This window comes from Frankiales bacterium (assembly GCA_016125335.1).
Taxonomy (GTDB): Bacteria; Actinomycetota; Actinomycetes; order S36-B12; family CAIYMF01; genus Longivirga.
The window spans coordinates 128,408-151,439 of the sequence record WGLY01000003.1 but is presented as its reverse complement, the minus strand read 5'-3'; the positions used below and the strand labels follow the sequence as shown (position 1 = coordinate 151,439).

Sequence of the window (23,032 nt, the reverse complement as noted above, 5' to 3'; positions counted from 1 at the left end):
CGTCGGGCAGCCGCGCCGGCGGCGCCCCTCCGTGCAGGCCCCGGCCGTTCACCGCTCGTTCACCCGGGCGAGACCCGGGCGCCGGGCCGCGGAATACGCGGTCGAGCACTGTCGGTTGTCCCCGGCACACTGGCGGACGCCGGTCGCGGGCACCTGCCCCGGCCGCGCCCGCACCGCAGCAGTCCCGCACCACAGCAGCCCCGCACGACAGCAGCCCGGCACCACATCAGCCCAGCCCCCGCACGAGCGTCCTCGCACGGTCGTGGGCCGACCCCCCGGCGCAGACCCCCGCGCCCCCCGTCCGACGCCGACGCGATGGAGACACGCATGCCCCCCACGCCCGAGACCCCCGACACCCGCACCGACGCACCCGAGGTCGTGGACGACCACGCCGGCTGGGAGCTGTCCGAGGCCGGAGTGCCGCTCGACCCGCAGCGCTGGCGCGCGCTGTTCGTGATCGCCATGGCCCAGCTGATGATCATCCTGGACGCCTCGATCGTGAACCTGGCCCTGCCCCGCGCCAAGGCCGACCTCGGCATCGCCGACGCCGACCAGCAGTGGGTGGTCACCGGCTACGCCCTGGCCTTCGGCGGCCTCCTGCTGCTCGGCGGGCGCATCGCCGACTTCATCGGCCGCAAGCGCGCGTTCATCATCGGGCTGATCGGCTTCGCGACCGCCTCGGCGATCGGCGGCGCCGCCCCGACGGCCGTGGCGCTGTTCGCGGCCCGCGGCCTGCAGGGCGCGTTCGCGGCGCTCCTCGCGCCCGCGGCGCTCTCGCTGATCACCGTCACCTTCCACGTGCCCAAGGAGCGCGCCCGGGCCTTCGGCGTCTACGGCGCGATCTCCGGCGGCGGCGCCGCCATCGGCCTGCTGCTCGGCGGCGTCCTCACCGAGTACCTCTCGTGGCGCTGGTGCCTGCTGGTCAACGTGCCGATCGCGATCCTCGCCGTCGCCCTGGCCGTCCCGTTCGTGCGCGAGAGCCGGGCCGGCGGCAGCGGCTCCTACGACGTGCTGGGCGCCATCACCGTCTCGGTGGGCCTCGTCTCGCTGGTCTACGGGTTCACCAAGGCCGCACCGCACTCGTTCCAGGAGTCCTCGCACTGGACCGAGCCGGCCACGCTGGTCTGGTTCGGCCTCGCGGCCGTGCTCCTCGTCGCCTTCTTCGTGATCGAGAACCGGGTGGCCAACCCGCTGCTCCCCATGCGCGTGCTGCTCGACCGCAACCGCGGGGCGGCCTACCTCGTGTCGCTCATCGTCGGCATCGGGATGTTCGCGATGTTCCTCTTCCTCGGGCTCTACCTCCAGGTGGTGCTCGGCTACTCGCCGGTGACGGCGGGCTTCGCGTTCCTGCCCTTCAGCGTCGGCATCATCATCGGCGCCGGGATCGCCTCGCAGCTGCTGCCGCGGGTGGGGCCCAAGCCGCTCATCGTCCCCGGGCTGCTCGCCGCCGCGGCCGGCCTGTTCTGGCTCTCGCGCCTGGAGTACGACTCGTCGTACTTCGCCCACGTGCTGCCGCCCATGCTGGTGATGAGCCTCGGGATGGCCTTCATCTTCATCCCGGTCTCCACCGCGGCGCTGCACGGCATCGACCGCGCCGACGCCGGTATCGGGTCGGCCATGCTCAACACGAGCCAGCAGATCGGCGGCGCGGTCGGCACCGGCCTGCTCAACACCGTGGCGGTCGCGGCCACGACGGCCTACATCGCAGCCAACGGGATCGGTGCCGCCGGCATCAACCCCGCGCTCACGGCGGGCTACTCGCGGGCCTTCCTCGTGGGCTCGGGCTTCCTCGTCACCGCCGCGATCGTGGCCTTCGTGATGTTCACCGTCGGGCGCGACGCGGTGAACGAGGACGACGAGGTGGCCTCCGTCCCGGTCGGCTGACGCCGGCCGGGACCGGCCCCTGCGTGGCCCTGCTCAGGCGACGCCGCGGGGCCGCAGCTGCACGCTCACCCGCGGACCCACGGCCCGGGCGGTCTTGGGCACCGCGTGCTCCCAGGTGCGCTGGCACGAGCCGCCCATGACCACCAGGTCGCCGTGGCCGAGGCGGAAGGCCGTGCTCGCACCTCCGGCGCGCGGGCGCAGCAGCAGCGAGCGCGGCGAGCCGAACGACACGATGGCCACCAGCGTGTCCTCGTGGGCGGACCGCCCGATCGTGTCGCCGTGCCAGGCCACGGAGTCGCGCCCGTCGCGGTAGAGGCAGCAGCCGGCCGTGACGAAGGGCTCGCCGAGCTCGGGGCGGTAGTGGCGCGAGAGCGCCTCCCGCGCCTCCTCGAGCAGCGGGTGGGGCAGCGCGACGCCCTCGTCGTACCAGGCGACGAGCCGCGGGACGTCGACCACGCGCTCGTACATCCGGCGGCGCTCGTGGCGCCACGGCACGGTGTGCAGGAGCGTCTCGAGGACGGCGTCGGACCCGGCGACCCAGCCCGGCAGGTGGTCGACCCAGGCGCCATGGGCGAGCGGGGTGCGCCGCACCCGGCCGGCGAGCGGGCCCAGGAGCGGCGCGTCCTGCTGGTCGAGCAGCGAGGCCTGGACCGCGAGCGCCATGGGGCGACGCTAGCACGGAGTCGTACACGTGTTCGTCTGACCGTCCGCGCGTGTCCCCGGCCCCCGGCCGGTCGCGCGGGCCAGACTGGCCGGCGTGACCATGACGCTCGCGGTCGACTGCGGCGGCACCGGGATCAAGGCCTCGGTGCTCGACCCCGCCGGCACGCTGCACGCCCGGCCGGTGCGCGTGCCCACGCCGTACCCGCTGCCGGTCGCCCGCTTCCTCGACACCCTGGCCGAGCTGGCCGAGCGCCTGCCGCGGGCGGACCGCGCCACCGTGGGGGTGCCGGGGATGATCCGCCACGGCGTCGTGATCACCACGCCGCACTACGTGACCGAGAGCGGACCGCGCTCGCGGCCCGTGGCGCGCCTGGTGGAGGAGTGGTCCGGGTTCGACGTGCGGGCCGCGCTCGAGCAGCGGCTCGCCGTCCCCACGCTCGTGCTCAACGACGCGGAGGTGCACGGCGCCGGGGTGGTCACCGGGGCCGGGCTCGAGCTCGTGCTCACGCTCGGCACCGGCCTGGGCTGCGCCCTCTTCGACGGCGGGCGCCTGGCGCCCCACCTCGAGCTCTCCCAGGCGCCGGTGCGCTGGGGGCTGTCCTACGACACCTACATCGGCGACAAGGAGCGCCGCCGCCTCGGGCCGGCGTTCTGGTCGCGCCGGGTCCGTCGCGTGGTGGACGCGCTGCGCCCGGTCTTCGTGTGGGACCGGCTCTACATCGGCGGCGGCAACGCGCGCGTGATCCGGCCCGAGGTGGTGGCCGAGCTGGGCGACGACGTCGTCATCGTGCCCAACACCGCGGGGATCGTCGGCGGCGTGCGGGCCTGGGAGCTCGGGCACGGTCCGGGCCGCGACTGAGCCCCTGCCGCGCGACCGGCTAGGTTCTCCCGTGCCGCAGGGGCCAGGACACGGAGGAGGCCGGCGTGGTCGACGTACGCCCGTTCCGCGCGCTGCGCCCGGCGCCGGGGCTCGAGGCCCGCGTGCTGTGCCCCCCGTACGACGTGGTCGACACGGCCGAGGCCCGTGCCTGGGCCGACGGCGACCCGGACTCGTTCTTCCGCGTCACCCGTCCCGAGATCGAGCTGCCCGACGACGCCGACCCGCATGCCGACGACGTCTACGCGCTGGGGCGGCGCCACCTCGACGAGCTGGTGGCTCGCGGCGTCCTGGAGCGCGACACCGGCCCGACCTACTCGGTCTACCGCCTGCGCATGGGCGAGGTCGTCCAGACCGGGGTCGTCGCGGCGGTCTCGGTGGAGGACTACGACGCGGGCCGCGTGCGGATCCACGAGCACACCCGCCCGGACAAGGAGCTCGACCGGGTCCGCCACGTCGACGCGCTCGACGCGCAGGACGAGCCGGTGTTCCTGGTGGGCCGGCGGTCCTCCGACGTCGCGGAGATCGTCGCGCGGGTGACCGGGCGCGAGCCGCGCACCGACGTCGAGACCCGCGACGGCGTCCGGCACACGCTGTGGGTGGTCGACGACCCCGCCGAGGTGGCGGCCCTGCACCGGGCGCTCGGCGGAGTAGGCGACCTCTACGTGGCCGACGGCCACCACCGCAGCGCCGCGGCGTCGCGGGTGCACGCCCTGCGCGCGGGCCGGCCGGGGGAGCACGACGCGTTCCTCGCGGTGGTGTTCCCGCTCGACGACGTCCACGTGATGGCCTACAACCGCGTCGTGCGCGACCTCGGCGGGCGCACACCGGAGCAGTTCCTGGCCGCGCTGGCCGAGGTGGTCGACGTCGAGCCGGCCCCCGGCGCGGTGTCCCCGGCGTCGCGGCACGAGCTCGGCGTGCACCTCGACGGCCGCTGGTACCTGGCACGCGCGCGCGACGTCGCGGAGGACGACGTCCTCGCCCGGCTCGACGTCTCGGTGCTCCAGGACCGCGTGCTGGCCCCGCTGCTGGGCATCGCCGACCCGCGCACCGACACCCGCATCGCGTTCGTGGGCGGGATCCGGGGCTCCGCGGAGATCGAGCGGCTGGTGGCCGAGGGTGCGGCCGTGGGCTTCACGCTCCACCCGACGTCGATCGAGGAGCTGGTCGCGGTGGCCGACGCCGGGCACGTGATGCCGCCCAAGTCCACGTGGTTCGAGCCCAAGCTGGCCAGCGGGCTCGTGGTGCACCCGCTCGACGGCGACGGCTGAGCGGCCGACCGCCGCGCGGCCCGCGCCGTCGTGCTTCTTCCGCCACGGGCCCCGGCTCGACAGGATGGAGGCCCGACGGCGAGGAGGCGGACGTGAGCGGACGGCGGGCCCACCTGGTGGGGAGCCTGCCGGGGGACTCGGCGCGCGAGGCGATGACCACGGCCCTGGAGAAGCTCGGGCCGCACGTCGTGAGCCTCCCCGACGGCGAGACCGGGCCCCGGCGCAACTGGATCATCCACATCATCGGGTCGCTGCGCGCGCACCCGGACCTCGAGCTGGTGCGCAACGGCACGTGGTCGGACTACGACGACATCCCGCGGTTCAAGGTGCGCAAGGGCCACCGGCTCTACGGGGCCTCGCTCGACTTCGGCCACGTCGCCGCCGTCACCGCCAGCCTCCCGGTCTTCGACGAGGTGACCGCCGAGCTCGGCCGCGACGACGTCGTGTTCCAGGTCGGCACGCCGGGCGACACCGACATGGCCCTGTTCACGCTCGGACCGGTCGCCGGGCTGCGCCAGCGGCGCGCGTTCACGGAGGCGACGCTCCACGAGGTCCGCGCCGTGCAGCGGATCACCGGCGGCAAGGCGGTGTTCCAGATCGAGGTGCCGGCCGAGCTGGTGCTGGTGGCCCAGGCTCCGGGCCCGGCGCAGGCGGCCCTCGCGCGGGTGCTCGGCGGGCGCATCGCGGCGCTGGCCGGGGGCGCCGCCCCCGGCACGAGGTTCGGCGTCCACCTGTGCCTGGGCGACATGAACCACAAGGCGCTCGGTCGGATGGGCGACGCCGGACCGCTCGTGCAGCTGGCCAACGCGGTCGCGAGGGCGTGGCCGGCCGGGCGGCCGCTGGAGTTCGTCCACGCCCCCTTCGCCGCGGCGGACGACCCCCCGCCGCTCGACCCCGCGTTCTACGCGCCGCTGTCCGGGCTGCGGCTCGGGCCCTCGACCCGGTTCGTCGCCGGGATCGCGCACGAGGGGCAGTCGCTGGCCGAGCAGCTGCGGCTGCGCACGGTGGTGGAGGACACCGTCGGGTCGCGGGTGGACATCTCGACCTCGTGCGGCCTCGGCCGCCGCGAGCGCGGCGCGGCCCTCGCCGCCCTCGACCGGATCGGCGACCTCTGCGCGGACTGACCGCGCGGCGGGCCGGTCAGCCCAGCAGCGACCGGGCCGCGTCGGCGTGGAAGTGCGCCGAGAGCGCGACGTCGTCGACGTGCACGCGCTCGTCGGCGTTGTGGTAGCCGGCCTCGAGCACCTCGGTGGGCGTCGTCCGGAAGGGGCTGAACCCGTAGGCGACAGTCCCGAACGCCCGGCGCAGGTAGACGGAGTCGGTGAAGCCCGAGCACAGGGTGGGGAACGGCTCGGCCCCCACGTGCTCGGCGCTCCAGCGGCGCACGACGTCCCACAGCGGCCCCTCGGGCGCGGACGCGTTGCCGTGCACCGCGGGCTCCGCCAGCGAGAGCTCGTAGGCGAGGTCGTCGCCGAGCCGGGCGCGCACGGCGGCGAGCACCTCGTCCTCGGTGGTGCCCGGCAGGATCCGGCAGTCGAGCTCCACCGCGGCGCGGGCCGGCATCACGTTGCGCGCCGCCGACCCGTGCAGCACGGTCGGCGCCATCGTCGTGCCGGCGACCGCCGGGAGGCTGTCGGCGAGCGTGGGGTGCAGCGCGCCGGCCCGGCGGAGCGCCTCGGCCAGGCCGAGCCGGTCCACGGCACCGGGGCCGAGCAGGGCGTCGAGCATCGCCCGGACGGCGGGGTGGTCGGCCGGCTGCGCCTCGCCCCGCCCGATCCGCACGAGCAGCTGCGCGAGGAGGGGGACGGCGTTGTCGCCGAGGGTGGGGGTGGAGGCGTGGCCGGCCTCGCCCAGCGCCTCGACCCGCACCGGGCAGGTGCCCTTCTCGCCCACGGACACCTCGACGAGGTGGCGGCCGTCGGCCAGCGAGAAGCGCATGCCCCCGCCCTCGTTGAGCGCGTAGTCGGCGGCGATGTCGGGGCGCTCGTCCACGAGCCAGTTCATGCCGACGGCGGCTGCGCCGTCCTCCTCGTCGGCCACCACCACGAGCAGCAGGTCGCCTCGGCCGCGCCACCCCGAGCGGGCCAGCGAGCGCAGGGCGGCGGCCCGGGCCGTCACCTCGCCCTTCATGTCGACCGCGCCGCGCCCCCAGAGGTAGCCGGCGTCGTCGACCACGGCGGCGAACGGCGGGTGGGTCCAGTCGCGCGGGTCGGCCGGCACGACGTCGCTGTGCCCCACGAACGCCAGGGACGGGCCCCCGCCGGTGCCGCGCAGGCGCGCCACGAGGTTGGCCCGGCGCGGGTCGCGGGCCACCAGCTCCACCTCGACGCCGTCGCCCTCGAGGTAGGCGGCGAGCACCTCGGCCACCGCGGTCTCGTTCCCGTTCGTGGAGTCGACCCGGATGAGGTCGACGGCCAGGGCGACCGCCTCCTCGCCCCGCCGCCCGGCGTCGGGGTCGGTCTCGGGGGCCGGATCGGGGGAGGCCGGCTGCCCGGCGTGCGTGCCTGCGGTCACCGGAGCACCGTAGCGACGGGCCGCCGCACGCGGGCCGCGGCGCCCCGGGGAGGCTCCCCGGAGCCTGCCGGGGCCTGTGGCCCATGTCACCCGGAACCCCGCGGACCGGGGGGAGCGGCCGGGAGGGTGCAGTGGCACACTCAGCAATCGTCAACGGGACCGACACAGGACGGGCGGGCGCTGTATGGCCACCACCGGCATCGAGGCACCAGGCCGCGCGCAGATCAGCGCCAAGACCCTGCGCACGGACCGCTGGTGGGTCCAGCCGCTGGTCACCTTCCTCGCGCTCACGGCGTTCGTCGTCTACTCCGCCTGGCGCGTCTTCAGCAACAAGTACTACTTCTACGAGCCGTACATCTCCGTGTACTACTCGCCCTGCCTGTCGACCAACTGCGTGCCCGACGCCGGCTTCGCCAACACGCCCATCTCCTTCTGGAAGATGTCGCCCGCGCTGCTCACCGCGTGGATCCCGCTGGCCTTCCGCTTCACCTGCTACTACTACCGCAAGGCCTACTACCGCTCGTTCTGGCTCTCGCCGCCGGCCTGCGCCGTGGCCGAGCCGCACGGCGGGTACTCGGGCGAGCGCCGGCTGCCGCTGATCCTCAACAACGTGCACCGGTACGCCTTCTACCTCGGCCTGGTGCTCAACGTCATCCTCACGTGGGACGCGATCCTCGCCTTCCGCGACCACGAGGGGAACTGGGGCCACGTCGGCGTCGGCACGCTGATCCTCACCGTGAACGCCGCCTGCCTGTGGCTCTACAGCCTGTCGTGCCACTCCTGCCGCAACGCGGTGGGCGGCCGGATCACCCACTTCTCCCGCCACCCGGTGCGCTACCAGATGTGGACCCTGATCTCGAAGCTGAACTCGCGGCACATGCTGTGGGCCTGGGTGTCGCTCTGCACGGTCGTGCTGGCCGACTTCTGGGTCTACCTGCTGGCCTCCGGCACCATCACCGGTTCCTGGGTCTGACCGACCCGCTCGTCTCGCCGAAAGGGCACCCATGACCGACCTCGAGCGGCACTCCTACGACGTCGTGGTGATCGGCGCCGGCGGCGCCGGCCTCCGCGCCGCGATCGAGGCGCGCAGCCAGGGCAAGAAGACGGCGATCATCTGCAAGTCGCTGTTCGGCAAGGCGCACACGGTCATGGCCGAGGGCGGCATCGCCGCGGCGATGGGCAACGTCAACGACCACGACAACTGGATGGTCCACTTCCGCGACACCATGCGCGGCGGCAAGTTCCTCAACTCCTGGCGGATGGCCGAGCTGCACGCCAAGGAGGCGCCCTCGCGGGTGTGGGAGCTCGAGACCTACGGCGCGCTGTTCGACCGCACGCCCGAGGGCAAGATCAGCCAGCGCAACTTCGGCGGTCACGAGTACCCGCGCCTCGCCCACGTGGGCGACCGGTCCGGCCTCGAGCTCATCCGCACCCTGCAGCAGAAGATCGTGTCGCTCCAGCAGGAGGACTTCCGCGAGACCGGCGACTACGAGTCGATGATCAAGGTCTTCGCCGAGGTCACGATCACCCGCCTGCTCGTCAACGACGGCCGCATGGCCGGCGCGTTCGGCTACTACCGCGAGACCGGCGACCTGGTGGCCTTCGAGGCGCCCGCCGTCGTCCTCGCCACCGGCGGCATCGGCAAGACCTTCAAGGTCACCAGCGGCTCGTGGGAGTACACCGGCGACGGCCACGCGCTGGCGATGCGCGCCGGCGCGACCGCCCTCAACATGGAGTTCATCCAGTTCCACCCCACCGGCATGGTCTGGCCGCCGTCGGTCAAGGGGATCCTGGTGACGGAGTCGGTCCGCGGCGACGGCGGCATCCTCACCAACTCCGAGGGCAAGCGGTTCATGTTCGACTACATCCCGGACGTGTTCAAGGCGCAGTACGCCACCACGCCCGAGGAGGGCGACCGCTGGTACACCGACCCGGACAACAACAAGCGCCCGCCGGAGCTGCTGCCCCGCGACGAGGTCGCCCGCGCGATCAACGCGGAGGTCAAGGCCGGGCGCGGCACGCCGCACGGCGGCGTCTACCTCGACGTCTCCACCCGCCTGCCGGCCGAAACGATCCGCAAGAAGCTCCCGTCGATGTGGCACCAGTTCAAGGAGCTGGCCGACGTCGACATCACCAAGGAGCCGATGGAGGTCGGCCCCACCTGCCACTACGTGATGGGCGGCGTCGAGGTCGACCCGGACACCGAGGAGACCCGGCTGCCCGGCCTGTTCGCGGCCGGCGAGGTGTCCGGCGGCATGCACGGGTCGAACCGCCTCGGCGGCAACTCGCTGTCCGACCTGCTGGTGTTCGGCCGCCGTGCCGGGCTCGGCGCCGCGATGTACGTCGACGCCCTCACCGGCGGCGCGCCGGCGGTCACCGACGAGATGCTGGCCGACGCCGAGGCCGAGGCGCTCGCGCCCTTCGCGGTCGAGGGCGGGGAGAACCCCTACACGATCCACGCCGAGCTCCAGCAGACCATGAACGACCTGGTCGGCATCATCCGCACCGAGGCGGAGATGACCCAGGCGCTCGAGCGGCTCCAGGAGTTCAAGACCCGCGTGGCGCGGGCCGGGGTCACCGGCGGCCGGGCCTACAACCCCGGCTGGCACCTGTGCCTCGACCTGCGCAACATGCTGCTGGTGGCCGAGGCGGTGGCGCGGTCGGCGATCGAGCGCACCGAGAGCAGGGGCGGGCACACCCGCGACGACTACCCGGCGATGAGCGCCGAGTGGCGCCAGATCAACATCGTCTGCGAGGCCACGGACGACGGCGTCGCCATCCGGCGCCAGCCGATCCCGCCGATGCGCGAGGACCTGCTCGCGCTGTTCGACGTCGACGAGCTGAAGAAGTACATGACCGAGGACGAGCTCCCGAAGGTGGCGCACTGATGGGTTACACGGCCAAGCTCCGGGTCTGGCGCGGCGACGACGAGGGCGGCGCGCTGCACGACTTCAGCGTGGAGGTCAACGAGGGCGAGGTCGTGCTCGACATCGTCCACCGGCTCCAGGCGACGCAGGCGCCCGACCTCGCCGTGCGGTGGAACTGCAAGGCCGGCAAGTGCGGCTCGTGCAGCGCCGAGGTCAACGGCCGGCCGCGGCTCATGTGCATGACGCGCATGAACACGTTCGCCGAGGACGAGACCATCACCATCACGCCGATGCGGACCTTCCCGGTGATCCGCGACCTCGTGACCGACGTCTCGTACAACTACGCGAAGGCCCGCATGGTGCCCTCGTTCGCGCCTCCGGCGGACCTCGAGCCCGGCGACTACCGCATGGCCCAGGTGGACGTCGAGCGCTCGCAGGAGTTCCGCAAGTGCATCGAGTGCTTCCTGTGCAACAACACCTGCCACGCGGTGCGCGACCACGAGGACAACAAGTCCACCTTCTCCGGCCCGCGCTTCCTCATGCGCATCGCCGAGCTGGACATGCACCCGCTCGACACCGTCGACCGGCGTGACGTCGCCGTCGAGGACCACGGCATCGGCTACTGCAACATCACGAAGTGCTGCACCGAGGTGTGCCCCGAGCACATCCACATCACCGACAACGCCCTGATCCCGCTCAAGGAGCGGATCGCGGACAAGAAGTACGACCCGCTGTTCTCGGTCGCGTCGCTGTTCCGGCGCGGCAAGGCCAAGCGCGGCGAGGCGCCGACGACGCCCCAGGGCTGAGACGCTCCGCACAAACAGGACGGACCCTTCGGGGTCCGTCCTGTTTTCGTCTCCATGAGCGCCGGCGCCGCGGTGGTGGCGTCAGCGGCACCTACCCTGGACGGACGCGACGGACAGGCTCGGGAAGGGGAGACATGGCCCACGGGGGGACGGTGCGCGCCGCTGCGCTGCTGCTGCTGGCAGGGGGCCTCGCGGCCTGCTCGGGCGGCCAGGACGCCGCGGGGCCGGGAGAGGCCGGTCCCAGCGGCTCGGCGGGGGCGACGTCGTCCGGCCCGCCCTCGGAGTCGTCGTCGGGAGCCTCGCCGAGCTCGTCCGGCGGCTCCACGAGCGCGGGCGGACCCACCTCGGGGTCGTCGTCGTCCGGCCCGAGCGGCTCCGGGACGGCGTCGGGCAGCGCGTCGCCGGGCGGACCCACGAGCAGCCCGCCCGTGAAGGTGACGACCGGCACCGTGCGGCTGACCGTGCGGCTGGAGGACGACGCCCGCTGCGCAGGGGCGCGCATCGGCGTCCACAACACGACCGTCACCCCCATCTTCGGGCGGTACGCCGTCGCCGACTCCACGGGCAGCGCGACGTTCACGGTGCCCGGGCGCAAGACCCGCGGCCTGGCGATCGACGTCACCTGCAAGACCTGGCCCTTCATCGACGCCGTGCCCGTCGTGGTGCTGCAGTACAAGGGCGACGCCCCCGGCGGCTCGGCCGCGACCCGCGGCGGCCACCCCACCGACAACTACGCGTCCTACTGCTGGGCCGGCGCCACCAGCCGGACGGCCACCATCCGCGTCACGGGCTGGGTGAAGCCCGAGACGAACGGCAAGCCGTTCTCCGGCAACGTCATCCTCTGGGCCGACCCCACCGTGGCCACGGCCGCCCTCTCGGCGACGGGGGAGCGCTGGAACTTGACCTTCGACGGCGGCATGGCTCACCAGGACCTGCCCTACTGCTGACGCCGCGGACGTCCGGCGCTCAGCGGCGCCCCACCAGCGAGAGCACCTGCTCCGCCGCTCGGACCCCGCTGCGCAGCGCGCCCTCCATGAGGCCGCCCCACTCGCCCGCGGTGTGCTCGCCGGCCAGCACGAGGCGCCCGACCGGCTCGGTGAGGCTCGCGTCGTCGGCGGGCAGCCGGGCGCGTCCGTCGGCGGAGTAGGCGCCGCCGGCCCACGCGTCGTCGTGCCACGTCGTGACGAGGGCCGGGCCCACGAGCTCGAGGTCCGGGCGCAGGCGCGCCAGCGCGTCGCGCCAGCCGGAGCCGCGCGGTGCGTCCCCGTCGAGGTCGAGCAGCGACTGCACGGCCTGCGGCGAGCCGGCGAAGGAGTTGAGCACGGCGGGAGCCGCCGGCCCGCCGTCGAGCGCCGTCCAGCACCAGAACCGGCCCGGAACGCCGAGGACGGCGCTGGTGGCCGGGGAGTCGGCCAGCGCGACGTGCGCCTTGGCCGCGACCCCCATGGGCATCCGCACCAGGGCCTCGCGGAGGTCGAACGGCAGCGGGGGCACGACGTCGAGCTCCCGCAGCGCGGGCAGCGGCACCGTGAGCACGCACGCGTCGGCCGCCTCGAGGCCCGACGTCGACGTGACCAGCACGCCGCGCGGGGAGTGCTCGACCCGGCGGACGGCGACGCCGGTGCGCACCCGGTCGCCGAGCCGGTCCGCCATCCGCAGGGCCAGGCCCTGGTTGCCGCCCTGCACCCGGTGGCTGGGCGCCGCGGAGAACGACGCCACGTGCTCGACGACGCGGGCGGCGAGGTCGTCGGCCGGCCACGCGCACGAGACCTCGATCCGCGACCGCACGGCGTCGGCGAGGTGGGGCGGGAGGTCCAGCGCCCGCAGCAGGTCGCCGGCACTGGCCGAGTCCGCCGCGGTGGCGGCGAGGGCGGCCAGCGCGGCGCCGGCGTCGGCCATCTCGGCCACGGTGACCCGCGGGTCGTCCTCGCGGCCCGGCCAGCGCGGCTCGCGGACGTAGTAGCTCATGCCGGTGTCGACGAGGGGCAGCCCCACGCGGTCGAGCCACCGGCGCATCTCGTCGTAGCCGGCGAGCACGAACTCGGCCCCGCGCTCGACGACGGGGCCCTCGGCGCCCCCCAGCCTCTCGGACCACACGCGCCCGCCGACCCGGTCGCGGGCCTCGAGCACGGTCACCTCGACGCCGGCGTCGGCCAGGGTCACCGCCGCCGCCAGTCCGGCGAACCCGGCCCCCACCACCGCCACGCGTGTCATGCGCACATCCGACCAGATCGCGGTCGCGGACGCCGCCGGCGCGGCGCTGCGGAGGTAGCGTCGCCCTGTGGACGGCCCGCGGACGGCTCCGACGACGACGGTCGCCCGTGTGCACGTCGAGCGGGTGGGGCCCGGGGGCACCGACGAGCGCGGCGACCTGCTCGTGGTGGAGGAGCCGCTGCACGTCCACGTCGAGCACCGGGGGCTGCTGCACCTGCTCGGCTCCACGATGCGCACCCCGGGGCACGACCTCGAGCTCGCGGCCGGTCTCGCCGTGGGCGAGGGCGTCGTGCGCGGGCGCGACGACCTGGCCGGCGTCCGGCCCTGCCGCGACGGCGAGGGCGGCCCGCAGGCCGGCGACGTCGCGGTCGTGCTGCGCGACCACGTCGAGCTCGACGCGACGCGCTTCGGCCGGGTCTCCACGCCGTCGAGCGCGTGCGGGCTGTGCGGGCGCGACGAGATCGACGCCGTGGTCGCCTCGGCGCCGCGGGTCGACCGCCGGGTGTCGGTCGCGGCGGAGGTGCTGGCCGGGCTGCCCGAGGCCATGCGCTCGCGCCAGGGGGCCTTCGACCGCACGGGCGGACTGCACGCCGCCGCACTCGCGACGGCCGACGGCGAGCTGCTCGCCGTGCGTGAGGACGTCGGGCGGCACAACGCCGTCGACAAGGTGGTGGGGCACGCCCTCATGGCCGGCCTCGAGGCCGACGTGCTCGTGGTGAGCGGCCGGGCGGGCTTCGAGATCGTGCAGAAGGCGGCGATGGCCGGGATCCCGGTGGTGGCGGCGGTGTCCGCGCCCACCTCGCTGTCCGTGGACGTCGCCCGCGCGTGCGGCCTCACCCTGGCCGCCTTCGTGCGCGACGGCCGCTTCAACCTCTACTCCGCGCCCGACCGCGTCACGACCCCCGCGGCGTCGCTGCCCGGATGACCGCAGCGCCGGCCGGGCTCCGCGCCGTCGGGCGGTGACGGCGGGTCGTGCGCCAGGGCCGGGACGGACAGCCGCGCGCGCGGGACCGTCCGGCTCGGGGAGCGACGCGCGCGGGCGATCGGTCATGCTCGGCCCGTGCGCTGGTTCGTGCGGGACTACCAGGACCACGACCTCGAGGCCGTGGTGCGGCTGCTCGACGTCACGGCGGCCGCGCAGCGCAGCGTGTTCGGCCTCGCCGAGGTGATCGCCGCGCTGCGCGACGACCAGCCCGCGGCCGTCGCCGTCCTGCACGACGAGATCGTGGGGGCCGTGGTGTCGGCCGTCTCGGGGGACCGGGCCTGGGTGGTCCGCCTGGCCATCGCGGAGGAGTGGCGCGGCCAGGGCATGGCCTCCTCGCTCCTGCTCGGCCTCGAGCGCGCCCTGGTCGACCAGCGCGTGCGGGTGCTGTCGTACGTGCTGCCCGAGGAGGAGCAGCTGGCCGAGGGGCTGTCCAACGCGGGGTTCGCCCGCCGTCCCGCGGTGGCGTTCTTCGAGAAGGTCGTCTCGGTCGACCCCACCCAGGTGGACGTGCTCGTCGAGCTCGGGGGGCAGGTGCTGCCGGCCCGGCTGTGGGACGAGCTCGCCGGCATGCACCGGGAGAAGGACCTCATCGAGCGGCGCATCGTCGCGCCGCTGGACCGGCCCGAGGTGGCGGCGCGGCACGGCGTGATGCCGCCGCGCGCCGTCGTGTTGTTCGGGCCGCCCGGCACCGGCAAGACCTCGTTCGCCCGGGCGATCGCGAGCCGCCTGTCGTGGCCGTTCGTCGAGGTGCTGCCCAGCGCCCTGCTGGCCGACCCGGCCGGCCCGGCCGCGGCGCTGCGGGCCACGTTCGAGCGCATCCGCCGGCTCGAGCGGGTGCTGGTGTTCATCGACGAGGTGGAGGAGATCGCCTCGGCGCGCGGCGACCGGCCGACGAGCCCCGCGCACGCCCTCACCAACGAGCTGCTCAAGGTGGTGCCGGCGTTCCGCCAGCACGACGAGCGGCTGCTGGTGTGCGCCACCAACGACCTCCGGGCCCTCGACACCGCGTTCACCCGTCCCGGCCGGTTCGACTACGTGATCCCGATCGGCACGCCGGACGACGCCGCCCGCGCGGCGATCTGGTCGCGCTACGCCGATCCCGCCACGGTGGACATCGGCGCCCTCGTGGAGCGCAGCGAGTCGTTCACCCCGGCCGAGATCGAGCACGCCGCCCGGGTGGCCTCGCAGCGCTCGTTCGAGCGGTGCGTGTTCGCCGGCGAGCCGGGCGAGGGCCCGACCACCGCCGACTACCTCGACGCGATCGCGGACGCCAAGCCGTCGGTCACCGACGCCGTGCGCGCGGGCTTCGACCGCGACGTCGAGGAGCTCGCCCGGCTCTGAGGGCCGCACCGCGCCCTGGGATGATCGGCCGGTGCGCATCCCCCGGCCCGTGCCCTTGACGGCGCCGGGACCCGAGGGCGGCGAGATGCTCCGGTCGATCGGGGCGATCCGGCGCGACCCGCTGACCTTCCTGGCGCGGATGCGGCAGGAGCACGGCGACGTGCTCCAGTTCCCCGTCCCGCGCCCGGCGACGTACCTGGTGTCCGATCCCGACGCCGTGCGCCGCGTGCTCGTGACCAACTCGCGGGCCTACGGCAAGCGCACCCTGCAGTACACGACGCTCTCGCTGGTCACCGGCGAGGGTCTGCTCACCGCCGACACCGACGTGTGGCGCGGCCAGCGCCCCGTGGTGCAGCCGGCCTTCCACCACGGGTCGCTCGAGCTCGTGGCCGGGCACGTGCGCACCGCCACCCGCCGCCTGCTGGCGGAGTGGGCGCAGAAGGACGGCGAGGTCGTCGACGTCGACGCCGCCATGATGCGCGTCGCGCTCGAGGTCGTCGGCGCGGCCCTGTTCGGCTCGGACCTGTCCGCCGACGCCGACCGGCTCGCGACGGCCACGCTCGAGGCCCTGGACGTCGTGGTGCGCAAGGCGCGGATGCCGCTGCCGGTGCCGCTGGGCGTGCCGACACCGTCGAACGTGGTGCTGCGCCGCGCCGTGGGCCGCCTCGACGCCGCGGTGGACGCGATCCTCGCCGAGCGCGCCCGGCGCGGACCCGCGGACGGTGCGGGGCCGCACGACCTGCTCGACCTGCTGCTGTCCGCCACTCGCCCGGACGGCTCGCGCCTGTCGCGCACGGAGGTGCGCGACCAGGTGGTGACGTTCATCGTCGCCGGGCACGAGACCGTGGCCAGCGCCCTCACCTGGGCCTGGCAACTCCTGGGCGCCGACCCGGCCGCCCGGGACCGGCTGCGCGAGGAGGCCGTCGCGGTGCGCGCGGCGGGCGGACCGGCGTACGCCGACCTCGCCCGTCTGCCGTGGACGGCGGCAGTGCTCGACGAGGCGCTGCGCCTCTATCCGCCCGCCTGGCTGGTGACGCGGCGCTCGACCGCGCCCGACGTGCTCGGCGGCGTCGAGGTGCCGGCCGGCGCGCTGGTGGTGGTCAGCCCGTGGCTCGTGCACCGCGACCCGGCGCACTGGCCGGACCCGGAGCGCTTCGACCCGTCGCGGTTCCTCGACCCCGCGGGTGCCCGGCGCCGCGACGTGGCCGCGATGCCGGCGTACCTGCCGTTCGGCGCCGGCCCGCGCCTGTGCGTGGGGCGCGACCTCGCCCTGCTCGAGGGGGTGCTGGTGCTGGCCTCGGTCGCCGCCGAGGTGGAGCTCGAGCCCGTCGGGCCGCCACCGCGGGCGATCGCCCAGGTGACGCTGCGGCCGGAGTCCGGCCTGCCCATGCGCGTGCGCCGGCGCTGAGCGCCCGTCAGTCGCTGTGCGCCCAGACGCGGACGACGTCGCGCACGGAGAGCATGCCGGCCACGTCGTTGTCGCTGATGACGATGAGGTGGCGGAACCCGCCGCGCAGCATGGCCTGCGCGGCCTGCTCGATGGTCCACTGAGGCGTCGCGAAGACCACGGACGTGGTGCGGTGGTCCGCCGTGAGCTCGGCGTCCGGGTCCTCGCCCTTGCCGACCGACACGAGGATGTCCCGCTCGGTGATGATGCCGATGCCGGCGCCGTCGCTGTCGCTCACCACGGCGGCGCCCACGTTGCGCGCGGCCATCGCCGAGGCCACCTGGCGCAGCGTGTGCGCCGGGCCGACCGTGAGCACGTCGCGGATCATCGCGACGTCGACGAGGGTGGTGTCGTCGTGCATGGCGGCTCCTCCCGTCCGTGGCCTCGCGAGGCCTGATCGTGGGGGAGACCCTGGCAGCGTGTCGCGCCGAGGTCAATCACAAGTGCACAACCGAGAAGATTCCGTCCGCCGGGGCCGCGCCGGGCGCCCGCGGACGGCGTCGGGGACACTGGTCCGGTGAGCTGGCGCTGGACGGACCGACGCGCGCTGCTGCTCGCGCTGGCGTGGATCCCCTCCACCCTCTGGCTCGACCGCACCGCCTCGCTGGCCGGCCAGCTCGCCCTGGGCGCGGTCACCGTGGCGCTGCTCGCCGTGTGGCTCGTGCACGAGACGCCGCTGGTGCGCGTGCAGACCCTCGTGGTGGTCGCCGTCGCTGCCGTGGTCGAGCTGGTGTTCTCCGGCTGGCTGGGCGTGTACGTCTACCGGCTCGAGCACGTGCCGGCGTACGTCTTCCCGGGCCACGGCCTGGTCTACCTGGCCGCGCTCACCCTCGGCCGCCAGCCGCTCGTGCGCGAGAACGCGCGCGCCGCCGTGCGGCTCACCGTCGTGCTGGCCGGTGCGTGGGCCCTGTGGGGGCTCGTGCTCTCGCCGCGCCACGACGTGCTCGGCTTCGCGTGGTACCTCTGCCTGCTGGGTTTCCTGCGCTGGGGCCGCTCCACCCTGCTGTACGTCGGCGCCTTCGCCGTCGTCAGCTACCTCGAGGTGCTCGGCACCTCGTGGGGGGTGTGGGAGTGGATGCCGCGCGACACCATCCTGGGCTGGGTGCCCATGGGGAACCCGCCGAGCGTCGCCGCCGGGGGGTACGGCTGGTTCGACCTCTACGCCGTGCTGCTCGCTCCGGTGCTGCTGGCCGCGTGGCGCCGACGCCGCGCCGTCGCTGCGGGCGGCCGGCTGCCCGAGCCGGAGGCCGACGCCGTCCGCGGCGCGGCCTGAGCCGGCGCCGCGCCCACCCGCGGCCCTCAGCCCAGCAGGTCCAGCACGGCCCGGTGGAGCATGCCGTTCGTCGACACGCCGCTGCCCCGGGCCGGCCCGTCGACGCCGTCGGTGCCGGTGAACCGGCCGCCGGCCTCGGTGACCACCAGCGCCACCCCGGCCACGTCGTAGAGGTTGAGCTCCGGCTCGGCGGCGACGTCGACGGCCCCCTCCGCGACGAGCAGGTGGCTCCAGAAGTCGCCGTAGGCCCGGGTGCGCCACACGCGCCGCATGAGCTCGTCCCAGCCGGGCTGGCGCGCGCCCCACGAGAAGTGGTCGGAGTACGACAGCGACGCGTCCTCCAGCCGCGACACCTGCGACACGGCGAGCCGCCGCGGCTGCGGCGAGCCGGGCTCGCGCACCCAGGCGCCGCCGCCGGACGTGGCCCACCAGCGCCGGCCGAGGGCCGGGGCGGACACCGCGGCGGCGAGCAGCGAGGAGTCGGCGTCCTGGAGGGCGAGCACGGTGGCCCACACCGGCACGCCGCGCACGAAGTTCTTGGTGCCGTCGACCGGGTCCACCACCCAGCGCCGCCCGGACGTCCCCACCTGCTCCGGGTACTCCTCGCCCAGCACGCCGTCGCCGGACCCCGTGGCCGCCACGACCTCGCGCACCATCAGCTCCACGGCGCGGTCGGCGTCGCTGACCGGCGTGAGGTCGGGCTTGGTCTCCACCACGAGGTCGCGGGCGTTGAACCGGGCCATGGTGATGGCGTCGGCCCGGTCGGCCAGCTCGTGGGCCAGGGCGAGCTCGTCGGCGTACGGCGTCGCGGTCACGCGCGCGAACCTACCGGCCCGGGATCTGCCGGTGAGGGGCCGCCACCACGTACGGTCGCCCCAGGACACCCCGATCCGAGAGGACGCCGATGTTCGACACGATCGCCGGGCTCCCGCTGCACGCGCTGGTGGTGCACGCGGTCATCGTGCTGCTCCCGCTGGCGTGCCTCGGCGCGGTCCTGGTGGCCTACCGCGCCGCGTGGGACCGCCGCTACGGCTGGCTCGTGGTGCTGTGCGCGCTCGTCTCCACCGGTGCCGCGTTCGTGGCGAAGGAGAGCGGCGAGCGGCTCGCCTCGCGGGTGGGCTACCCGCAGACCCACGCGATGATCGCGCGCTGGACCCCGGTCTTCGCCGGCCTGCTGTTCCTCGCCGCGGCCCTGCTCTGGTGGTGGGACCGCAGCGAGGGGGAGCCGAGGAGCACCCGCACGAAGCTCGTCGCGGTCGCGACCGTGGTGCTGGCGGTCGTGGCGTTCGGCTGGGTCGTGGCGGCCGGGCACACGGGCGCGACGGCGGTGTGGGGCCCGATCGTGCAGCACACGCAGCCCGGCACCTTCCCGGTGCCCTGACGTGGCCCGCCTGCGCTACAGCGTCATCGCCTCGCTCGACGGCTACGTCGTCGACGCCGAGGGCTCCTTCGCCTGGGCCGCCCCGGACGAGGAGGTGCACGCGGCGGTCAACGACGAGCAGCGCGGGATCGGCACGCTGCTGCTGGGTCGCCGCATGTACGAGGTGCTCCGGTTCTGGGACGATCCGCTGCCGCCCGACGCGCCCGCGGTGATGCACGACTACGCGAACGTCTGGCGTGACGCGGACAAGGTGGTGCACTCGACGACGCTCGACGCCGTCGACGGGCCGCGCACCTCGCTGGCCCGGTCGTTCGACGCCGCCGCGGTGCGCGCCATGGTGGACCGCAGCGAGCGCGACGTGAGCGTCGGCGGGCCCGGGCTGGCGGGCGCAGCGCTGCGCGCCGGCATCGTCGACGACCTGTGCCTGTACGCCGTGCCGCATGTAGTGGGCGGCGGCACGTCGTGGCTGCCTTCCGGCCTCGCGACGTCCCTCGTGCTCGTCGACGTGCACCGGTTCGCCGGCGGCGTCGTCCGCTCCCGCTACACGCTCGGGCGCTGAGCCGGCGGCGCGCTCTCACGAGGGGCGGCGCAGCTCCATGACGGTGGTGGCCGCCGGGTCGCCGTACGGCGTGGCGGCGTAGTCCTCGATGACGCCGACCACGCGCCACCCGCGGGCCGCGTAGAACGGCTGCGCCGGGCTGTCGGTCTCGGTGTCCAGCAGCAGCAGGCGCAGCCCCTCGTCCCAGGCGGTGCGCTCGGCGACGTCCATGAGGCGGCCGGCGAGACCGCGCCGGCGCGCGTGCCGGGCCACCATGAGCTTGGAGACCTCGCCGCGGTGGCGCGAGTTGGGCTTCCACGCCAGCGTGAGCCGCACCGTGCCCACCAGCGCGCCGTCGTCGTCGCGCGCCACCCAGGTGCGGGTGAGCGGGTCGGCCAGGGTCTCGCGCCACCAGGCCGCGGCCTCCGCGTGCGGGAGCGGCAGGAGGAAGCCGACGCTGGCCCCGCCCTCGACGACGTCGACGAGCAGGGCCGCGAGCGCGGCGACGTCCTCCTCACCGGGGTCGGCGAGCAGCGAGACGGTGTCGGGCACGGGCCGATCCTGCCGCACCCCGGAGCCGGTGCGGCTCAGGCCCCGTCGTCGTCGGGCGGCACGGGATCGTCCGCCCCTGCGCGGCTGCGCAGCAGCCGGCGCAGGGACTCCAGCCGGTCGGCGCCGCCCGGGCCGGCGTGGCCCTCGGCGACCCAGGCGTCGAGCGCGCACTCGGGCTCGTCGTGCGTGCAGCCGCGCGGGCACTCGGCGGTGCCCGCCTCGAGGTCGGGGAAGGCGTGGATGACGCGCTCCGGGTCCACGTGCGCGAGCCCGAACGAGCGCACGCCGGGGGTGTCCACCACCCAGCCGCCGCCGGGGAGGGCGAGCGCGACCGCGGAGGTGGACGTGTGCCGGCCGCGGCCGGTGACGTCGTTGACGTGCCCCACGCTGCGGTCGGCGTCCGGGACGAGGGCGTTGACGAGGGTGGACTTGCCGACGCCGGAGTGCCCGACGAGCACGGAGACGTGCCCGCGCAGCCGGCCGGCGAGGCCGGCGAGGGCGAGCGGGCCGTGCTCCTCCCGCCCGGTCACCACGAACGGCACGTCGAGGGCGGAGTAGGAGGCCAGCAGGTCGTCCGGCGGGCGCAGGTCGCTCTTGGTGAGCACGAGCAGCGGCTCGAGCCCGGCGTCGTAGGCGGCGACGAGCACGCGGTCGATCATGCGGGGGCGCGGCTCGGGGTCCGCGAGCGCCGTCACGAGCACGAGCTGGTCGGCGTTGGCGACCACCACCCGCTCGACCGGGTCGTCGTCGTCCGCGCTGCGCCGCAGCGACGTGGCGCGCGGCTCCACGCGCACGACCCGGGCGAGGGTGTCCGGCGTCCCGGTGAGGTCGCCGACGAGCGCGACGCGGTCGCCCACGACGACGCCCTTGCGGCCGAGCTCGCGCGCCTTGACGGCGAACACCTCCGTGCCGGGGTCGTCCGGCGAGCCGAGCACCACCGTGAACCGGCCGCGGTCGACCGCGACCACGAACCCGGCGCCGGCGTCGTCGTGGCTGGGCCGCTCCTTGCTGCGCGGTCGCGACTTGCCGCGACCGGGACGCACCCGGACGTCGTCCTCGTCGAGGTCGCGGCGCCTGCTCACGCGGCGCGGCTGCCCTGCACCATGTCCGCCCACATGTCCACGAAGCGGGGCAGGGTCTTGCTCGTCGTGGCGACGTCGAGCACCTCGACGCCGGGGACGACGAGCCCGAGCACCGCGGCCGCCGTGGCCATGCGGTGGTCGTCGTAGGTCTCGACCACGCCGCCGTGCAACGCGCGCGGCCGGATCTCCAGGCCGTCGGGCAGCTCCTCGACCGAGCCGCCGAGCCGGGTGATCTCGGCCGCGAGCGCCGCGAGGCGGTCGGTCTCGTGGCCGCGCAGGTGCCCGATGCCGCGCAGGTGCGACGGGGTCGAGGCCAGCGCGCACACCGCCGCGAGCACCGGGGTGAGCTCGCCGACGTCGCGCAGGTCCGCGTCGAGGCCGAGCACCTCCGGGCCGCCGCGCACGGTGAGACCCGACTCGTCGAGCACGACGTCGGCGCCCATCTGCACGAGCAGCGAGCGCAGCGCGTCGCCGGCCTGCGTGGTGCGGGTGGGCCAGCCCGGGACCGTGACGCAACCGCCGGTGACGACCGCGGCCGCGAGGAACGGCGCAGCGTTGGACAGGTCAGGCTCCACCACGCGGTCGACCGCGCGCAGCGGGCCCGGGTGCACGCGCCAGGCGGCGTCGGTGGGGTCGTGGGCCTCGACGTCGACGACGACGCCGTGCTCGCGCAGCAGCGCGACGCTCATGTCGACGTGCGGCATCGAGGGCAGCGCGCCCCCGCGGTGGCGCACCGCCACGCCCTCGTCGTAGCGGGCGCCGGACAGCAGGAGCCCGCTGACGAACTGGCTGCTGGCCGAGGCGTCGAGCACCACCTCGCCGCCGCGCACCGCGCCGGTGCCCTTGACCGTGAACGGCAGCGTGCGCCGGCCGTCGTCGTCGACCTCGACGCCGAGGGCGGCGAGCGCCTCGACCACCGCGCCCATGGGCCGCACGCGGGCGCGCGGGTCGCCGTCGAAGCGCACGTCGCCGTCCGCGAGCGCGGCCATGGGCGGCACGAACCGCATCACGGTGCCGGCGAGGCCGCAGTCGACGTGGACGCCGCCCGCGACGGGGCCGGGGACCACCGTGACGTCGCCGTCGGACCCCGGGTCCATGCCCGTCACCTCCGCGCCGAGCGCGGCGACCGCGCCGGCCATGAGGCGGGTGTCGCGCGCGCGCAGGGCGCCGCGGACGGTCGACGGGCCGTCGGCGAGCGCCGCGAGGAGCAGCGCGCGGTTGGTCAGCGACTTGGAGCCCGGCACCGTCACGACGGCCTCGACGGGCCGGGTCGCGACAGGTGCCGGCCAGGGATGGTGGTCCGGCGGCACGGGCGCAGCCTAGTGGAGCGCGGCCGC

At 75.2% G+C, this 23,032-nt stretch carries 22 protein-coding genes and 1 pseudogene; 15 read left to right on the top strand and 8 right to left on the bottom strand.

Translation table 11 applies throughout. The features are described from left to right. Positions 1-327: 327 nt before the first annotated feature. On the top strand, positions 328-1,884 hold the full coding sequence (locus GC157_02520) for a DHA2 family efflux MFS transporter permease subunit (protein ID MBI1376346.1): 1,557 nt from the start codon (positions 328-330) through the stop codon (positions 1,882-1,884). Between the two features lie 33 nt (positions 1,885-1,917). On the opposite strand, the gene GC157_02515 is transcribed toward GC157_02520, so the two are convergent. Next, a complete protein-coding gene (locus GC157_02515) occupies positions 1,918-2,547 on the bottom strand; it encodes an alpha-ketoglutarate-dependent dioxygenase AlkB (protein ID MBI1376345.1) in 630 nt (209 codons plus the stop codon). 94 nt (positions 2,548-2,641) lie between these two features. Here GC157_02515 and GC157_02510 point away from each other — a divergent pair, with 94 nt between their 5' ends. The 3 genes from GC157_02510 (at position 2,642) to GC157_02500 (ending at position 5,819) form a co-directional block, all read left to right on the top strand. Continuing rightward, entirely contained in the window at positions 2,642-3,406 is a 765-nt protein-coding gene (locus GC157_02510; GenBank protein ID MBI1376344.1) for an ROK family protein, read from the top strand. Between the two features lie 65 nt (positions 3,407-3,471). Continuing rightward, on the top strand, positions 3,472-4,695 hold the full coding sequence (locus tag GC157_02505) for a DUF1015 family protein (GenBank protein ID MBI1376343.1): 1,224 nt from the start codon (positions 3,472-3,474) through the stop codon (positions 4,693-4,695). A gap of 92 nt (positions 4,696-4,787) precedes the next feature. Beyond that, positions 4,788-5,819: a hypothetical protein gene (locus GC157_02500; protein ID MBI1376342.1), complete on the top strand. Its 1,032-nt coding sequence runs from the start codon at positions 4,788-4,790 to the stop codon at positions 5,817-5,819. Between the two features lie 16 nt (positions 5,820-5,835). Here GC157_02500 and GC157_02495 read toward each other — a convergent pair whose 3' ends face one another. Next, a complete protein-coding gene (locus tag GC157_02495; GenBank protein ID MBI1376341.1) occupies positions 5,836-7,356 on the bottom strand; it encodes a M20/M25/M40 family metallo-hydrolase in 1,521 nt (506 codons plus the stop codon). A gap of 37 nt (positions 7,357-7,393) precedes the next feature. Between GC157_02495 and GC157_02490 the strand changes: the two genes are divergently transcribed. From GC157_02490 to GC157_02470, 5 genes and pseudogenes are all read left to right on the top strand, one after another. Further along, a complete protein-coding gene (locus GC157_02490) occupies positions 7,394-8,182 on the top strand; it encodes a hypothetical protein (protein ID MBI1376340.1) in 789 nt (262 codons plus the stop codon). A 31-nt stretch (positions 8,183-8,213) separates the two neighbouring features. Then, complete coding sequence (locus GC157_02485) at positions 8,214-10,097, top strand: fumarate reductase/succinate dehydrogenase flavoprotein subunit (protein ID MBI1376339.1); 1,884 nt, start codon at positions 8,214-8,216, stop codon at positions 10,095-10,097. Continuing rightward, on the top strand, positions 10,097-10,882 hold the full coding sequence (locus tag GC157_02480; GenBank protein MBI1376338.1) for a succinate dehydrogenase/fumarate reductase iron-sulfur subunit: 786 nt from the start codon (positions 10,097-10,099) through the stop codon (positions 10,880-10,882). Before GC157_02485 ends, GC157_02480 begins: the two co-directional genes overlap by 1 nt. Positions 10,883-11,101: 219 nt before the next feature. After that, positions 11,102-11,245, top strand: a pseudogene (locus tag GC157_02475) (PIG-L family deacetylase). Positions 11,246-11,310: 65 nt separating this feature from the next. Next, positions 11,311-11,829, top strand: a complete 519-nt coding sequence (locus GC157_02470) for a hypothetical protein (protein MBI1376337.1) — start codon at positions 11,311-11,313, stop codon at positions 11,827-11,829. Between the two features lie 19 nt (positions 11,830-11,848). On the opposite strand, the gene GC157_02465 is transcribed toward GC157_02470, so the two are convergent. Continuing rightward, a complete protein-coding gene (locus GC157_02465) occupies positions 11,849-13,096 on the bottom strand; it encodes an FAD-dependent oxidoreductase (protein MBI1376336.1) in 1,248 nt (415 codons plus the stop codon). 109 nt (positions 13,097-13,205) lie between these two features. On the opposite strand from GC157_02465, the gene fdhD reads away from it, so the two are divergent. From fdhD to GC157_02450, 3 genes are all read left to right on the top strand, one after another. Then, positions 13,206-14,021: a formate dehydrogenase accessory sulfurtransferase FdhD gene (gene fdhD / locus GC157_02460; GenBank protein MBI1376335.1), complete on the top strand. Its 816-nt coding sequence runs from the start codon at positions 13,206-13,208 to the stop codon at positions 14,019-14,021. 135 nt (positions 14,022-14,156) lie between these two features. Further along, positions 14,157-15,422 (top strand): AAA family ATPase, encoded by a 1,266-nt coding sequence (locus GC157_02455; GenBank protein MBI1376334.1) that lies wholly within the window; start codon positions 14,157-14,159, stop codon positions 15,420-15,422. 85 nt (positions 15,423-15,507) lie between these two features. Beyond that, a complete protein-coding gene (locus GC157_02450; protein MBI1376333.1) occupies positions 15,508-16,830 on the top strand; it encodes a cytochrome P450 in 1,323 nt (440 codons plus the stop codon). Between the two features lie 7 nt (positions 16,831-16,837). Here the strand turns inward: GC157_02450 and GC157_02445 are convergent, their stop codons facing one another. Then, positions 16,838-17,197 (bottom strand): CBS domain-containing protein, encoded by a 360-nt coding sequence (locus GC157_02445; GenBank protein ID MBI1376332.1) that lies wholly within the window; start codon positions 17,195-17,197, stop codon positions 16,838-16,840. Positions 17,198-17,386: 189 nt separating this feature from the next. Here GC157_02445 and GC157_02440 point away from each other — a divergent pair, with 189 nt between their 5' ends. Beyond that, positions 17,387-18,142: a hypothetical protein gene (locus GC157_02440; protein MBI1376331.1), complete on the top strand. Its 756-nt coding sequence runs from the start codon at positions 17,387-17,389 to the stop codon at positions 18,140-18,142. Positions 18,143-18,168: 26 nt separating this feature from the next. Here GC157_02440 and GC157_02435 read toward each other — a convergent pair whose 3' ends face one another. Beyond that, positions 18,169-18,957 (bottom strand): histidinol phosphatase, encoded by a 789-nt coding sequence (locus GC157_02435; protein MBI1376330.1) that lies wholly within the window; start codon positions 18,955-18,957, stop codon positions 18,169-18,171. A gap of 89 nt (positions 18,958-19,046) precedes the next feature. On the opposite strand from GC157_02435, the gene GC157_02430 reads away from it, so the two are divergent. Together GC157_02430 and GC157_02425 are read left to right on the top strand one after the other, a co-directional pair. Beyond that, the gene (locus tag GC157_02430) at positions 19,047-19,523 is read left to right on the top strand and encodes a hypothetical protein (protein MBI1376329.1); all 477 of its coding nucleotides are present in this window, start codon (positions 19,047-19,049) and stop codon (positions 19,521-19,523) included. A 1-nt stretch (position 19,524) separates the two neighbouring features. After that, positions 19,525-20,082 (top strand): deaminase, encoded by a 558-nt coding sequence (locus GC157_02425; protein MBI1376328.1) that lies wholly within the window; start codon positions 19,525-19,527, stop codon positions 20,080-20,082. A gap of 15 nt (positions 20,083-20,097) precedes the next feature. Here the strand turns inward: GC157_02425 and GC157_02420 are convergent, their stop codons facing one another. From GC157_02420 to aroA, 3 genes are read right to left on the bottom strand one after another with little or no spacing between them, the layout of a single operon-like run. Continuing rightward, the gene (locus GC157_02420) at positions 20,098-20,595 is read right to left on the bottom strand and encodes a GNAT family N-acetyltransferase (protein MBI1376327.1); all 498 of its coding nucleotides are present in this window, start codon (positions 20,593-20,595) and stop codon (positions 20,098-20,100) included. A 53-nt stretch (positions 20,596-20,648) separates the two neighbouring features. Then, a complete protein-coding gene (rsgA, locus tag GC157_02415) occupies positions 20,649-21,695 on the bottom strand; it encodes a ribosome small subunit-dependent GTPase A (GenBank protein MBI1376326.1) in 1,047 nt (348 codons plus the stop codon). Beyond that, a complete protein-coding gene (aroA, locus tag GC157_02410; GenBank protein ID MBI1376325.1) occupies positions 21,692-23,005 on the bottom strand; it encodes a 3-phosphoshikimate 1-carboxyvinyltransferase in 1,314 nt (437 codons plus the stop codon). The genes rsgA and aroA overlap by 4 nt, the downstream gene beginning before the upstream one ends. Positions 23,006-23,032 lie beyond the last annotated feature (27 nt).